Annotated in this window: 16 protein-coding genes; 7 read left to right on the top strand and 9 right to left on the bottom strand. The window is 63.2% G+C overall.

What is annotated here, in order from left to right:
• Window positions 1-28 precede the first annotated feature (28 nt).
• Together GGR03_RS22955 and GGR03_RS22960 are read right to left on the bottom strand one after the other, a co-directional pair.
• Window positions 29-241, bottom strand: coding sequence for a tautomerase family protein (locus tag GGR03_RS22955; RefSeq protein WP_183211168.1), 213 nt, complete (start codon window positions 239-241; stop codon window positions 29-31).
• A 124-nt stretch (window positions 242-365) separates the two neighbouring features.
• Window positions 366-1,106, bottom strand: coding sequence for an SDR family oxidoreductase (locus tag GGR03_RS22960; protein WP_183211169.1), 741 nt, complete (start codon window positions 1,104-1,106; stop codon window positions 366-368).
• Between the two features lie 102 nt (window positions 1,107-1,208).
• Here GGR03_RS22960 and GGR03_RS22965 point away from each other — a divergent pair, with 102 nt between their 5' ends.
• Entirely contained in the window at window positions 1,209-2,099 is an 891-nt protein-coding gene (locus tag GGR03_RS22965) for a LysR family transcriptional regulator (RefSeq protein ID WP_183211170.1), read from the top strand.
• 796 nt (window positions 2,100-2,895) lie between these two features.
• On the opposite strand, the gene GGR03_RS24955 is transcribed toward GGR03_RS22965, so the two are convergent.
• Entirely contained in the window at window positions 2,896-3,321 is a 426-nt protein-coding gene (locus tag GGR03_RS24955; RefSeq protein ID WP_425486736.1) for a DUF433 domain-containing protein, read from the bottom strand.
• A 26-nt stretch (window positions 3,322-3,347) separates the two neighbouring features.
• On the opposite strand from GGR03_RS24955, the gene GGR03_RS22975 reads away from it, so the two are divergent.
• Entirely contained in the window at window positions 3,348-3,650 is a 303-nt protein-coding gene (locus tag GGR03_RS22975) for a hypothetical protein (RefSeq protein ID WP_183211172.1), read from the top strand.
• Window positions 3,651-3,832: 182 nt separating this feature from the next.
• Here GGR03_RS22975 and GGR03_RS22980 read toward each other — a convergent pair whose 3' ends face one another.
• On the bottom strand, window positions 3,833-4,183 hold the full coding sequence (locus GGR03_RS22980) for a YdeI/OmpD-associated family protein (RefSeq protein WP_343058969.1): 351 nt from the start codon (window positions 4,181-4,183) through the stop codon (window positions 3,833-3,835).
• 79 nt (window positions 4,184-4,262) lie between these two features.
• Complete coding sequence (locus tag GGR03_RS22985) at window positions 4,263-4,802, bottom strand: GNAT family N-acetyltransferase (protein WP_343058970.1); 540 nt, start codon at window positions 4,800-4,802, stop codon at window positions 4,263-4,265.
• Between the two features lie 187 nt (window positions 4,803-4,989).
• Between GGR03_RS22985 and GGR03_RS22990 the strand changes: the two genes are divergently transcribed.
• Window positions 4,990-5,880, top strand: coding sequence for an arginase family protein (locus tag GGR03_RS22990; RefSeq protein WP_246368469.1), 891 nt, complete (start codon window positions 4,990-4,992; stop codon window positions 5,878-5,880).
• Window positions 5,881-5,948: 68 nt separating this feature from the next.
• Here the strand turns inward: GGR03_RS22990 and GGR03_RS22995 are convergent, their stop codons facing one another.
• Both GGR03_RS22995 and GGR03_RS23000 read right to left on the bottom strand, forming a co-directional pair.
• Window positions 5,949-6,539 carry a class I SAM-dependent methyltransferase gene (locus GGR03_RS22995; protein ID WP_183211175.1) on the bottom strand — a complete coding sequence of 197 codons (591 nt, stop codon included), beginning with the start codon at window positions 6,537-6,539 and terminating at the stop codon, window positions 5,949-5,951.
• Between the two features lie 38 nt (window positions 6,540-6,577).
• Window positions 6,578-7,489 (bottom strand): LysR substrate-binding domain-containing protein, encoded by a 912-nt coding sequence (locus tag GGR03_RS23000; RefSeq protein ID WP_246368441.1) that lies wholly within the window; start codon window positions 7,487-7,489, stop codon window positions 6,578-6,580.
• 95 nt (window positions 7,490-7,584) lie between these two features.
• Here GGR03_RS23000 and GGR03_RS23005 point away from each other — a divergent pair, with 95 nt between their 5' ends.
• A complete protein-coding gene (locus tag GGR03_RS23005) occupies window positions 7,585-7,974 on the top strand; it encodes a tautomerase family protein (protein WP_183211176.1) in 390 nt (129 codons plus the stop codon).
• A 204-nt stretch (window positions 7,975-8,178) separates the two neighbouring features.
• Complete coding sequence (locus GGR03_RS23010) at window positions 8,179-8,856, top strand: hypothetical protein (RefSeq protein ID WP_183211177.1); 678 nt, start codon at window positions 8,179-8,181, stop codon at window positions 8,854-8,856.
• A 747-nt stretch (window positions 8,857-9,603) separates the two neighbouring features.
• Here the strand turns inward: GGR03_RS23010 and GGR03_RS23015 are convergent.
• Complete coding sequence (locus GGR03_RS23015) at window positions 9,604-10,563, bottom strand: LysR substrate-binding domain-containing protein (RefSeq protein WP_183211178.1); 960 nt, start codon at window positions 10,561-10,563, stop codon at window positions 9,604-9,606.
• Between the two features lie 764 nt (window positions 10,564-11,327).
• Window positions 11,328-12,218: a LysR family transcriptional regulator gene (locus GGR03_RS23020; RefSeq protein ID WP_183211179.1), complete on the bottom strand. Its 891-nt coding sequence runs from the start codon at window positions 12,216-12,218 to the stop codon at window positions 11,328-11,330.
• A 62-nt stretch (window positions 12,219-12,280) separates the two neighbouring features.
• On the opposite strand from GGR03_RS23020, the gene GGR03_RS23025 reads away from it, so the two are divergent.
• Complete coding sequence (locus GGR03_RS23025; protein WP_183211180.1) at window positions 12,281-12,724, top strand: DoxX family protein; 444 nt, start codon at window positions 12,281-12,283, stop codon at window positions 12,722-12,724.
• Window positions 12,725-13,024: 300 nt separating this feature from the next.
• Complete coding sequence (locus GGR03_RS23030; protein ID WP_252920354.1) at window positions 13,025-14,080, top strand: Atu2307/SP_0267 family LLM class monooxygenase; 1,056 nt, start codon at window positions 13,025-13,027, stop codon at window positions 14,078-14,080.
• Window positions 14,081-14,100 lie beyond the last annotated feature (20 nt).

The following is a 14,100-nucleotide window of genomic DNA, read 5'->3' on the forward strand; positions in this document are numbered from 1 at the left end:
AAGCTTTGCAGCGATTACGATGCAAGAGCTAATCGCGAGCGCGGTACGCCTCGGGGATGACATACACCTCGTCAGCTCGGCCGTAGCCGCCGTCCAGAACCTCCTCGATGAGGACCATCGTGTGGGGGCGCACCGCTTCGCTGAAGTAGTCAACGAAAAGCTCGGTCACACGGTGCACGATCTCCTCCTTCTGGGCAGAGGACAAAGCGGCCTGGGGAACCTTGATGTTGGCGAAGGGCATAGGAGCTTCCTTTTCGGCTAGGCTCTGGATGAAGGGCGCGGGTGGAGGGTCTTGCTTAGGTATGGGCCATCCTCCGCTTCCCTTGCGGAAGCGCCGATGTGGCCGAGTCAGACGAGTGAGACGGTCAGACGATGCCGCCGTTGGCGCGGATGACCTGGCCGCTGATCCAGCGGCCTTCCGGGCTCGCAAGGTAGGCAACAACCTCGGCGATGTCCTCCGGCTGGCCGAGGCGCCCAAAAGGATTGGCCTCCGCGACGGCCCGGACCTGCTCCTCGCTCTTGCCTGCGAGAAAGAACTCCGTCTCGACGGGCCCGGGTGCCACGGCGTTGACGGTGATGCCGCGCCCGCCGAGTTCCTTGGCGAGGACATGGGTCATCGCCTCGACCGCGGCCTTCGTCGCGGCGTAGACGCCGTAAGCGGGCTGGCAGAGGCCGACGACGCTTGAGGAGAAGCTGACGATGCGTCCGCCCTCCTGAAGACGGCGGGCGCCCTCGCGCATGCCCCTGAAGACGCCGCCGAGGTTCAATGCCACCTGGACGTCGAACTCGGCGTCGTCAACCTCAGCTAGCCGCCCTAGCCTCATCATGCCGGCATTGTTGATAAGGATGTTGACGTTACCGAATGTTTGTTCGGCTGCCTCGAAGAGCGTGCGCACCCCGCTCGGCTCGCCGATGTCCGCTTGCACGGCGAGAGCGCGGCCGCCTGCTGCCTCGATTTGGCCGACCATGGTTTCAGCCTCTTCGCGACCGCGACCATAGTTGACGACGACAGCGATGCCGTCCTTTGCCAGTCGCCGTGCGACGGCTGCACCGATGCCCCGGGATGCTCCGGTGACAATGGCCACGCGCTGATCATGTTCGCTCATCGCTTTGTTCTCCTGACTTCGACCCGATATCTAGCGGGTCGAACCTCGGCGATCATGAGCCGCAACCTGCCTAGTGCATTCGGATGGAGCGAACAATCCGGCATGGATCATCTCGACCGTATCCGCCTCTTTGTCCGTGTCGTGGAGCGTGGCAGCTTCACGTCAGCAGCCAGCGATCTCGGCCTGCCGCGGTCTACGGCGACGGAAGCAATGAAGAGCCTGGAGACGCATCTCGGCACACGGCTTCTCGACAGGACGACGCGCCACGTTGCGCCGACGCTTGACGGGGAGAGCTACTATCGTCGCTGCATCACCATCCTCGCCGATCTCGACGAAGCGGAGGGCGCCCTTCGCGGAGCCGAGCCGCGTGGAACCTTGCGTGTCGACGCTCATAGCCGTCTTACGCGAACGTTCTTGCTTCCCGGCCTGCCAGAGTTCCTGAACCGCTATCCGCTTATCGACCTCCACCTTGGTCAGGGCGACCGCCTGGTTGATCTCGTGCGAGAGGGCGTGGACTGCGTCATTCGCGCCGGGCCACCAGAAGACAGCGGGCTGATCCTGCGAAGCCTCGGCACCATCGAGGAGGTCACCGTAGCGAGCCCTATCTATATCGATCACTACGGGATGCCCGCCTCACCGGACAATATGGACGGGCACCAAACGGTTGGGTTCGTCTCGTCGAGAACCGGAGACATTCTCCCGCTGGAGTTCACGATGGACGGCACTGTTCGCAACGTGCGCCTGCCCAGCCGCGTCACTGTCACCAACTCCGACGCCATGGCCGATCTTGCCCGCCTCGGTCTTGGCCTCGTGCAAGCGCCGAGATACCGCTTTGCCGAAGACTTGGCGTCAGGCCGATTGGTGGAGGTGCTGACGGCCTTCCCGCCGCCGCCGACGCCTTTGTCCGCCCTCTACCCGCAGAACCGCCAACTGGCTCTCCGGCTCCGGGTGTTTCTCGACTGGGTATCGTCAAGGTTCAAGAAGGTCCTATGACGTGTCCGCTTTCAAGTGTTCGAAATTTCGGCCTCTACGACTTGAAAGGGTCGGGAGCGGACAGGTGCCGGACGGCCGTCTCGTGGTAAGCGGCTGGTCTGCTTTAGACGGCGACATTTTGGTAGCGGACCTTCCATGCGGCGATCAGAGGTCTCTATACGATCCGGGGCGGACACGATTGCAGCGCAAGCTTGAACAGGAGAAAAGGGCAACATGAGCTTTCCCCGATTCCTCGCTCCCGTTCTCGCCGTTTGCCTCGTCGCATTAGATGCGACGGCTCAGCCATCCCGGGAACGTCTCACGGTTCCGACATCAAACGGCGGGACGCTGATCGAAGGCTTTGGGAGTTGCATGGAGCCGACGTGCCCAGTGGTTCTCATCCTTAGTGGTAGCCGAGGCTTCGGAGCCGCCGTCTATGACGAGTTGGGCCACACCTTCCGGTAGGCAGGTTTGAACGCCTATCTCGTCCATGTCCTCTCGACCGCTGATCTCGATGCCATCGCCTCGGCACCCGGCGCGGAGGGTCGGTTTGCGTACTACGCTCGACGGCTGCCGGACTGGGTTTCAAGCGAAGTATGTTCTACGATCGGAGATAGATGCAAGGTCCGATCTTAAGCCAGATTTGCCATGCAGTGCACGTCCGAAAAGAACCGATATGGCCGCCCGTGCTCGGGGGCGTTCAAACGCCCGACCTCCCTCGTCCAGGAGTGGGCCGAGGTGAAAGGCCAGCGAGGTCCTGACTGGATGCGCAGGCGCGATCAAGGCTACGTTCGTCTAAAGCGTTTTAAGTTCAGCTTTAGGCCGCGGCGCGCCGGGTCCGCCTCGTCCCCAACGCATGTGCGTGTTCGCCAAAGCTGAGGCCGATCACTCCTTCGAGATCTCGGCGATCCAGGCTCCCGTGCTTCTCCCAAACCTCATCGACGGATAGCCCTGTTGCAATGTCGGAGAGGACGTCGTCGAGCGGCACCAAGGTTCCCCGAAACAGCCATCGTCCTTGCCTGATCAGCGGGTTTGAGGTCACGAGGTCGCCGTAGCGAGGGTGGGAGAGGTGCACAGCGTTCTCCGAGAGTCGTTTTATACGACGGCCGGCTAGCACCGCGGTGTGACAACAGCGTCTCGGATTCATGACTCTTGTCGGTCTGTCTTTGCCAGAAGGACGACGAGGGCGAGCCGCCGAAGGCCGCGATTTGATTGTGACAGCAGGATCGCCGATGGCTTTCATGACAACTAGATGACAACGGAGGCCCGATGTCTGAGATCGAGAACCTAGCCGCGACAGTCTGCGCCGTAGCCAGACCCGGCGCTAAACCTAAAGAGATTGTCGCGGCGGTTCGCGAGAAGCATCCCGAGGCATCGAGGAAGGATGTCGTGCGGGCGGCGTTTTATGCCCTCACCGACGGAACGAGCGATGATCCGGAGAGGCACAAGAACCTGCACAGCTTCGCCATTTCCGAACGAGCTTCTGTCGGATCTCCTGACGATGAGCTGGGAAAGGCGAAGAAGCCCCAGAAAGCCGCTCGCTCATCGAAAGCCCCGAAGGCCAAAGCCTGATAAGGCCACTCGATAACCCCGGAAAATGAGCGTTCCTTAAGGCGACTCGGATCGTGGTCATATCGCGCTGAAAGACTCGGCCGGGTCGGGAGCGGACAGGTGCTGGAAGGCCGTATCGCGTCGATACCCGATAGTCCGCATTTTGGATGAGTTTCAAGAAACCCATCGCTCCACAGCGCGACCTACGCGCCGTTCTTAGCTTTTCTGTTTATTAGCACCGCCTGTTGCCATCGGCTTGGCGCCTCATCCGTTCGATGAATGCAGCCTGCCCAGCAGCAGGGCCGCTTCCTTCCCTCGAACAATTCTTCGCAGGTCCGTTGAATGCGCCGTCGGCGCGTCACGAGCTGCTTTGCATCCTCCACCCAGCAGATGAACTCGTTACGCCCGAGCGGCGTAAGGCCCTTCCACAGTTCGAGCAGCTTAGGATCTGATCGTACAGCCGCTTCGAGATCGTGGCCTGCCTCATGAACGGTACCTTGGGGAAAAGCGTCCACATGACCTCCCGGCAAGTCGTCCGGCATACGTTCCGCCATTTTTAATGAACGGCTGCTCTCGCAGTTTGGCCGCCGGATCCCCGAATGTCTAGGATGGGGTCGTGAGCGACACGACAATCTATGCTGGCGCGGCGAGCCGTTTCTCCAGCCCGATCTTCTCCAACTCGGTTTCGAGCACTGTATCGAGTTCGACTTTCCGCCAGACCTCTCGATAGCCAAGGTGCTTGTAAAGTCCGAGGGCTCGGTCGTTCGCAGCGGCCACTTGCATCCGGACGGTTGCGAAACCTGCGGCGCGGATTCGATCTTCAAGAGCTTTGACCAGCCCGGAACCTGCGCTACGACCTTCGAAAGCGAGATCTACCCATACATCGCTGATTTGGTCGGCTCCGGTTTCACAAGCACCAATGCCAGCGGGGCAGCCATCGATTTCGGCTACTAACACGCTCGGACCAAGCGCCTTCAAGAACGGCACGAAGGGGTTTGTCTGGTTTAGCCTTCCTACGACTTCCGCCGGAACATGAGGCGCAATTCCCTTCTGCCATGCCGCCAAACCAATCGCGGACAGGGCCTCTAGCTCGTCCAGTCGAGCGCTGCGGACGATCACCATGCCCTCCATGGCTGCATTTGTCCTTGGCAGCATCGCACTGTCCGCTTTCAAGGTCCATCCGTGGAACGAAGGAATGTCTCGCAAGGGTCGACAGCCGTCTGTCCGCTGCCCTCGGTGCCAGCCCTGGACGCGTTGGAACGGCGGCGATAGGCTTTTCAGTTAGTACCGGGCTAAGCTGCCGTTCCCTTTAAGCGAGCGGAGCAAGCTCAAACTCGTGACAGCGCCTTCCCAGACGTTTCTGAACCTTCCTACGCGGCTCCAGCCGGAGGTCGAGCTCCGAGCCGCGATCTTCGGCGTCGGTCACGGCACGATCTACCCGGGACGGGACAGTGGCGGCCACGCGCTGGCCGCGGATGCCATCCGCGCCGCCAGCCAGGAGGATGCGTCGCTGGTCGAACATTGGGACTTCGACCCTGGCGGTCCCCTGTTTGATGGTGGTCCGGTTTCCTGCATCGATGCAGCGGATGTTGAGACCGTGATGGGTGACAGCGCGGGCAACCGCGCCCCGATCGAGGACAAGACCCGTGAGGTTCTTGCTCAAGGAGCCGTGCCGATCATGATCGGCAGTGACGACTCCGTTCCGATCCCCTTTCTAGCGGCCTTCGCAGACCACGGGTCGATCTGGGTTCTCCAGATCGACGCTCATATCGACTGGCGCGAGGAAGTGGACCGGGAACGGTACGGCTATTCCAGCACCATGCGCCGCGCCAGCGAGATGGCCCATGTCGCTGGTATCGTCCAAGTCGGCATCCGAAGCGTCGGTAGCGCAGCGCGGGCAGAGATCGACGCGGCCAGAGCTTATGGAAGCCAGATCGTCACGGCCCGCGAGGTCCATAGCCAGGGTGTCGAGGCTGCGCTGCGTCACCTTCCGGAGGGTGCGCATGTCGTTGTCACGTTGGACTGCGATGGGCTTGATCCCAGCATCATGCCCGGCGTCGCCGCACGAACGCCAGGAGGTCTCAGCTACACCCAGACGATCGACCTCATCGCAGGCGCTGCACGACGAGGTCGGATTGTCGGGATGGATATGGTCGAGCTGCTGCCGACCGCCGACCTCGCCGGCCTTTCAGCCCTCACCGCCTCGCGCATCCTCGTCAATGCGATCGGAGCGATTGTCCGTCAGCGTTAAGCGACCGGGCGGGAGCGGATATCTGTAAGGCAGGTTTCCGGGATCAGTGCAGGATAGCCGCCATTTACTTAGTGCTTCTCTACGACCACAAAGCTCCAGCGGACATTGGCGCGACCCAGCATGTCCTCGCGGTCTACGCAATGGACGAGGCGCAGGCCAGACGATGACGCCAGCGCGATCGTCTCCTCGGCCGGGACGTCGAACATCCTGCGGCCCCTTGGAACCGGGCCGTGGCGGAGCGACAGGCTGAGCCTTCCGCTGGGCGCCAGAAGGCTCGCCAGCGCCTCCATGCCCGCTTGCCTCTCCTCCTCGAGATGCATCCAGACGGCGGTCAGAAGGATCAGGTCGAAGCGTCCGGCGCGCGGGCCAAGCCCCTCCAAGGCAGGCAACTGAGCATCGACCCACTTGATGGCCTTCCCTTCATGCCGATGCATCCCCTCGGCGCGCAGGCTCTCGGTCGGCTCGACGGCGACGACACGGTGTCCTCGGGTCGCGAGCGCTGCCGCATCGCGTCCCGATCCGGCTCCGACATCGAGAACGCGCGCGGGAGGCTGGGGGAAGAGATGAAGCACGTCCCTATGAACGTCCGCGAACGTGATGCTCTCATACTGATCCGCGAGCGCACTTGCGTTCTCTCCATATCCCTGTGTCCCCGGCATCGGCTTTCCTCAGGTCGTCGCGATCATGACCATTCCTCCTACCACAAGGAGCTTGCAGGCGATCCGCTGCATTCCCAACCGTTTCCGGCCTCAGCGGCATCGAGGAGCAAGGCCGCGAACGCATCTGCGGTGTGTGTCATCGACGGCGATCGGTGAAGCACCAATGCAAGCGTTCCGAGACAGGGAAGTGGGCCGTCACCTGGACGTAGCTCGCGGAGATCGGGAGGGACCATGCCTGCGGTTCGCACCGTGACGCCGAGCCCCGCTCGAACCGCGGCCCAGACCCCGAGGAGGCTCGACGTCGAAAACGCGTGGCGCCAGGGAAGGCCCGCCGCGTCGAGCGCCTCCGTCGCTCGGCGCTGGAAGCCGCAAGGCGCGTCAAAGGCAACAAGCGGGATCGGCTCTTCGTCCACGATGCAGTGGTCCCCGGCTGCGATCCAAGCGAGCGGCCGCTCGCCCACGACTCGCCCGTATGGCCTGCCAAGCGTCCCCCAGGTCAAGGCGAGATCCAACGTGCCTGCGCCGACCGCATCCGCCATCGCCGCGCCCCGATCGACGCGAGCTTCCACGCGCACCTTCGGATGAGCACGTTGGAAGCGGGCGAGCAGCGGGGGCAGCCACGTCTCCGCGAAGTCCTGCGGGACACCTACGCGAACCCAGCCCTCCAGCCCTGTGAGGCTGCCGAGAGCCAGTTTGGCCTCGTCGTTGAGGTCGAGAATGCGTCGGGCATAGCCCATCATGGTTTCACCCGCTTCCGTCAGAACGAGCCCGCGACCTTGCTTGCGCACGAGCGGCTGTCCGATCTGATCCTCCAGTTTGCGAAGGTGGAGGCTGATGGCGGAAGGGGAACGCCCGAGCCGATCGGCCGCCTTGGCGAAGCTGCCGAGATCCATGCCGGCCACGAACGTGCGAAGTACGTCCATGTCGAGGTTAACGAGGTTTGCAACCATTCAGTTTCTCTCGACCGATAGTTTGGAACTACGCAATATTCGCAACGATCGTGGAACGTCATGATCCTCCTGTCAACAAAGCGGGAGTAGCAGTAATGCCCTTCGTTCATATTCGCACCGCTGGTGTCGAACTAAGTTCGGCGCAGGTCGAAACCCTTCAGTCGGAAGCCACGCGTCTCATGGAGAGCGTCATGCGCAAGAAGGCCGGGTTGACCGCCGTCCTGGTCGAAACGCACGACACGGCGCGCTGGAGCATCGGCGGCAAAGCGGTCCCGCTCGCCGCCCATCTCGACGTGAAGGTCACGGCAGGCACCAACAGCGCGAACGAGAAGGCCGAGTTCGTTCGGCAGGCGCATCGCTTGCTCAAGAGCGCGTTCGGCCTTGCTCTGCCGCTCGCAACCTATGTCGTGGTCGATGAGGTGTCAGCCGATGCTTGGGGATACGGAGGATTGACGCAGGACGCGCGACGGCAAGGGGCGGCTTGATCGTTCGCCCGGCCTTAGCGAGCTGATCGCAAACGTCCGGTTAGGGGACGACCGGAATCGCTTGGGAGTGGCTTAGAAGGGTCGGCAGCCGTCCGTCCGCTTCTGAACGTCCGCTCCCCTCGGTGCCAGCGACTGGGCGGGGTGGGTTGCAGACGGTCGGCTTTGAGACGATCATCGCAGAAGGCCGACCTGCGCGAAAAGACCATGGCAGATCAAAACGAACTCACCGCCGCTGTTGAGCAATGGCAGCACCACTGGCATGCGATCCTCGACCGAGAAAAGGTTGAACTTGAGAACAGACCCGACCCGGCGTCTTTACCGCCGTTTGATGAGGACTTTCGTCTCCACTTTGCCCTTTGGACACTAGATGCGGAACGTGGCGCTCGCATCCGTAGGGAGGCATTTGGGCTTTTGCCATGCGGGGAGCTAATCGCCGATCGTGTCGAGCGGCATCTCCGAACGCCTTCTCACTCGATGGATGGCAGGGAAGCCGAAGCAGCTCTACGCGACGGTCTACGGCTCGTTAAGGCGCAGGGCATCGACGCACCTGACGACGCCGACAGTATTCGATTTTTCGACGCCAGCACCGTCTCCTATCTTGAAGCTTTCCAGGAGGCCGACACGCCCTTTGAGGCGCTAAGGGACGGATTGTCAGGCTTGGCCGAGCGCAGGAGTGGCACTCTCGGCCAAAAGGCGTTCTTCTTCCTCTCGGAACCGCTGTATCGCCTGGCATCAAACTACGCCGTCAGCGAATGGGTAAGATGGCCGCTCTGCTCTTGCGATAGTGAACCAGACCTCACCGAGCCCGCCTGGCGCTTGTCCATAGGCGGCTGGGTGCCGGGGTGGGACGCAGATGGGTTGTTTCTCTACCGCTTCCCTTAAGATGCACCGACTGTATCGGCGTTTCGCGCCTTTACGAGGGTAGATGAGTGCAGATGTGGCAACGACCGCTTTCAGGCGCAGCATGCTAAACCTTGGACGGCCGATATGGGGTCGACAGCTACCTTGATGGCCGACCCCTTGGCTTTCGTCGATCGATTGAAAACTCGACGCCCCCCTTACATGTATAGACCGAACCAACGGATTTGAGATCCATCGGCGCTCGTGGCGTAGAAGGGAACGAGCCAACCCGGTATTTGCGGTTGATACGAAGCCATCTCCTCGAAACGGGAAAAGGTGGCTTTGTCGCTGGGCCTGGTGCGCGTCTGGAGATCGGCGAAAGCATCATTTACGCGGTCATGATATTCGGATGCAGCAATTGCCTCGCATCCCTCATCACCCTTCGCCTGAGTTGAGATTAAACCCACTGCTAGGGCGGTTGCTATAAAGGGTTGCATCCCGGTTCCTCCGCCGCGTCTCGTACTGGCAACTTGATCTGTCCGATGCAGCAGCGGAAGAGAGCGGCTTTTGGCTAGCTTTCGCAACATGGGTCGCATCCACAATGGCCCCTTCAAGGTAAGCCGCGATCGAGGCGATGGTGCGTAAAGGGTCGACAGCCGTGCGTCCGCTTCTAAACGTCCGCTCCCCTCGGTGCCAGGGACTGGACGAGGTGAACTGCGGACTGTCGGCTTCGGAGCGCGGGAGGACTGAAGCGCACGCTACCGGGAAGGAAACGTTTTAGGTGCACGTTCACGCATGGCCGAGGCCTTCCGGCCGAAAAGCTGCCTCGTTGGTTCTGACTCGTCGCTCGTTCGAACAGGCAGTTTCGGGGAAGTGAGAAATGATCCAGTCGCGGAAGAGGCGGATCTTCGGCACGTTGCAGCGGGACTCCGGATAGACAAGATAGTAGGCGCGGTTGATCGGGTAGAGATGCGCGAACGGTTGGATCAGCGCGCCGCTCGCTACCTGGTCCCGATAGAAGAAGGGCGTCAGCATCGCGACGCCGTGCCCGGCGACAGCGGCGATCGCCTCGAGGTCCTGACTGCTCAACTTGGAGCGATCGGGGTCCCCCGCGTTGTCCCGGCGCACGCCGACGCTCTCGAACCAGAGATCCCACCATGGATAGCCTGGGTCCACGAGCGGGTAGCGCAGAAGATCGGCCGGCTCCCGAAGAGGATGGCCGATGCGCTCTAGGAGCGCGGGGCTGAGCATCGGAGAGAAGTCGCCGCGAACCAGCATATGGGTGCACAGGCCAGGCCAGTTGCCGTCGCCAGCCCGCAACACGGCGTCCACCGGCTCGCGTGCGAAGTCGACCAGGTCGCGCGAGCAGGCGAGTTGAACCGCCACGGAGGGATGGGCCACCTGGAACTCGCCGAGGTGGCGCGCCAACCACAGGCTGGCGAAGGTCGGAATGGAGTTGATTGACAGGACGCTCGCGGTCGCGCCCCGCGCCTCTCCATAAGCCGCCGCGATCCGGTCGAAGGCGAGCGTTGTCTCGCCCACGAGCGTATGCGCCGCCGCCGTGAGTACGACCTGCCGGCCGGTCCGCACGAACAAGGCGGCGCCGACCCGCTCTTCCAGAACCTTGATCTGGTAGCTGACAGCCGCCTGGGTCATGCCGAGTTCGTCGGCGGCTCGGGTGAAGCTGAGGTGACGTGCGGCGGCTTCGAAGGCCCGCAGCGCCGTGAGTGGGGGAAGCGAACGGACCATGATGCATCAAATCTCCTTATGCATCATGGCGTAGGTTCGATTGGATCGGCAAGGGCTGAGGCGGGAGAACCGAACGGTAAACCCGTTCGCGAGCCGCCGAAGATGACCCAATCCGATTCCAACCCTGTTCCTCTCGATGAGCCGGCCTACGCCGCGCCCCTCGCGCAGGCTGGCGCACGCGCCTCCAACTCTGGTGGAGCCGCCTCGGATGGGATGTGAAGGCCATTCCTGATACGCTACGGGCCGATGTGGAGCCGGGCCATCACTCGGCTCGGCCCCCAATGGGGCGAGCCGAGTGGGAGCGTCGGCTCTAGTTGCTGGAGTTCTTCGAGCCCCTCTGTGGTTTCGGCAAGGCTCGACTGGTGAGCGGGGAACGGCAGCTTCCAAGCGAGATGGATGGTGGCTGGAGGAGCGTGGAAGGGTCGAGAGCTGCCACCGGTTGGTGGCATTTGATAACTTAATGCCACGTCCTTCAGCCCTGCCGGCGCATGATCGACCATTCGAGCGCGCCGGCAAGGGCGGCCGCTTCCGCCAGCGCTTGTCACCTATCGCGTGACGGAACACGAACTGGAAGCGGCGAAGAGCCAAGCGGTCAACACGGACAGGTCGGCCCCGTCGGTCAATGTCACGCCGTTCTGCATGACGAACCGCGGACCCCGGCACGGCCACAGGCGCCGAGGATACTGGACGTGCCCACCGATATCAGGTCCCCGGAGACAGGTGCGACGCACGCGCATCATTGACGCCGGGATACCCGCTCGTCCTCAGCCGTCCTTCAGCCGCTCGATCAGCCAACGCCCGGCAGGACCTGGCGGCATATCGGCCATGTAGGCCGCGGACATGATCATGACGTAGGAGCCGGGTCCGAAGCGGTCGAGCGTCAGCTCGACGAGCTGGCCGTTGGCAAGGTCCGCCTCGACCACGTGGTGGGGCATGGCGCCCCAGCCGAGCCCGGCGCGCAGGAAAGCGTGCTTTGCCCCAAGGTCGGCGAGCCGCCAAGTACGCGCCGAGGCAACGCCGAACTCACGACCAGCGGTCAGCTTCGAACGGTCGGTCAGGACAAGCTGGACGTGCTCTGCGAGAAGCTCCGCACTTGCCTGACCGCTATGGGCCGACAGCGGATGGAGTGGCGAGACGACCACTACCATTTCCACACCGGAGATGCGTTCCGTCGCCATCCCCGTGGGTGCCTCGGGCAACGACCCCATGATTGCGAACGAGCAGCGCCCCTCGAGCACGGGTTCGATTACCGCTCCCAGCGCCTCGACATGGAGCCGAAGCGGTGTGTCCGGGAAACGCTCGGGGAATGCTCCGACCGCGACAGTCAGGTGGTCGATCGGGAACATGACGTCGACCGTGACGCTAAGTTCGGGCTCCAGGCCTTCGGCAAGCCCCCGGGCCTTTGCCTTGAACAGATCCATCGTCGCGGAGACCTTGCGCGCTTCCCCGAGGAGGGCCCGCCCCTCCGCCGTCAGGAGCGGCTTGTGCCCGGTCCGCTCGAACAGGCGGATCCCAAGCTGGCCCTCCAGGTTGGCCAGCGTCTGGCTCACCACCGACTGGGCACGCCCAAGCCGCCGACCGGCGGCGGAGAAACTGCCCTCCTCGACGGCAGCCAGAAACGTGCGGATTTGGTCAAGCGAGACAGGATCGAGCATATCGAGAATTCCGATGGTTTCCATCGAACGATATAGGCTGAGCATGGAGGCCATGGACAGCTATGTTTCGGTTGTCCCATCCATCGGAGCCTCCCGTGACCCTCTCCCCAACGTCCACCATTCGTTCCTCCGCCCCGTCCCGTGGGCGATCCATTTCCTCGTGGACGCTCCGCGGCCTCCTCGCTAGCGTCTTCATTGCGGCCGGCGGCGCAAAGCTTGCGGGCGTACCCATGATGGTCGAGATCTTCGCTCAGATCGGTCTTGGCCAAGGCTTCCGCTACCTCACCGGGATCGTCGAGTTCATCGGCGGGCTTTGGCTGTTCGTACCCGGAATGACCGCGCTTGCCGCACTGTGGCTGGCAGCGACCATGGTAGGCGCCATCCTGGCGCACCTCCTCGTGCTCCCGGAGAGCGGCATGCCGGCGGCTGTACTCCTTGCCCTCAGCCTCGTGCTCGTCTGGCTGCACCGCGACCAGCTCGTCGCCATGAAGGCACGCGTCGGCTAGGCGATACACGCGCCCGGAAACGGGCACAGGCCCTACGCGTCCGAATCCAGGCTTGCCTCACAGCACGGCTACGACCTCGTCGGCGCTCTTCCTTCCAAGCACTCCCACGTATCGGACACTTCCATGTGCCTTACACGGATCCTCGCCTCGATAGCCCTTGGCGGCCTGCTTCTGACCCAAGCCGCGTGCCACACGACCCGCCTCGGCCAAACCGTCGACTTTCCGTCGCCCCAGGAGCGGGCCCGCGGGAACGGGCTCTGATCGGCTATGCTAACGGCAGCAGGCGAGTTGGAAGTGCGGGTGTCCCCTCAGAACGGGACAGTCTTTGAGATCGGCATCGACAGTTTTGCGGCGTCGCTGCCTGACCCCGAGACGGGGCAGGTCGTGCCGGGAGCCGAGCGCATAGCGCAGCTCATGGAGGAGATCGAGACGGCTGATCGGGCCGGGCTCGACGTCTTCGGCATAGGCGAGCATCACCGTGCAGAGTTCCTGGACGCCGCGCCTGCCGTGATCCTGGCGGCGGCCGCAGCGCGCACGACACGGATCCGGCTGACCAGCGCCGTGACGGTGCTGAGCGCCGCCGATCCCGTGCGTGTCTTCCAGGATTTCGCGACGGTCGACCTCATCTCGAAAGGCCGGGCCGAGATCGTAGTCGGACGCGGCTCCTTCGGCGAGGCTTACCCGCTCTTCGGCTTCTCCATGCACGACTACGACGCGCTGTTCGCAGAGAAGCTCGACCTTCTCCTGAAGCTCCGCGACGACACACGCGTCACCTGGCAAGGTCGGTTCCGGGCACCGCTCACGGGACAGGCCGTCTACCCGCGTCCGCACCAATCGCGCCTGCCGATCTGGCTCGGCGTCGGCGGCACGCCGCAGTCGTTCGTGCGCGCCGGAACCCTCGGCCTCCCGCTGATGGTCGCCATCATCGGCGGCAGATTCGATCGCTTCCGCCCGCTTGTCGATCTCTATCGCGAGGCTGGCGTCCGCGCCAGCCACGCACCCGAGATCCTGAAGGTCGGTATCCACGCCATGGGCTTCGTCGCAGAGACGAACCGGGCAGCGCGCGACGCGTTCTTCCCCGGCTGGTTCCGCATGGTCTCGACGATCGGGCGCGAGCGCGGCTGGCGGGGAGCGTCACGCGAGCAGTTCGATGCCATGTGCGACCCCGGGGGTGCCTATCTTGTCGGCGAACCACGGACCGTCGCGGCCAAGGCGATCGCAGCGGCACGTGAGCTCGGCGGCATCTCCCGTCTGACGTTTCAGATGAGCAGCGCCGCGCACGACGTCGATGCCATGCGCCGTTCGATCGAACTCCTCGGGCATGGGGTCGTGCCACTCGTGCGGGCAGCCCGTTAGCCCAGACGGCGCACTTCGGC

The organism is Aurantimonas endophytica (assembly GCF_014196845.1).
GTDB classification, from domain to species: Bacteria; Pseudomonadota; Alphaproteobacteria; order Rhizobiales; family Rhizobiaceae; genus Aurantimonas; species Aurantimonas endophytica.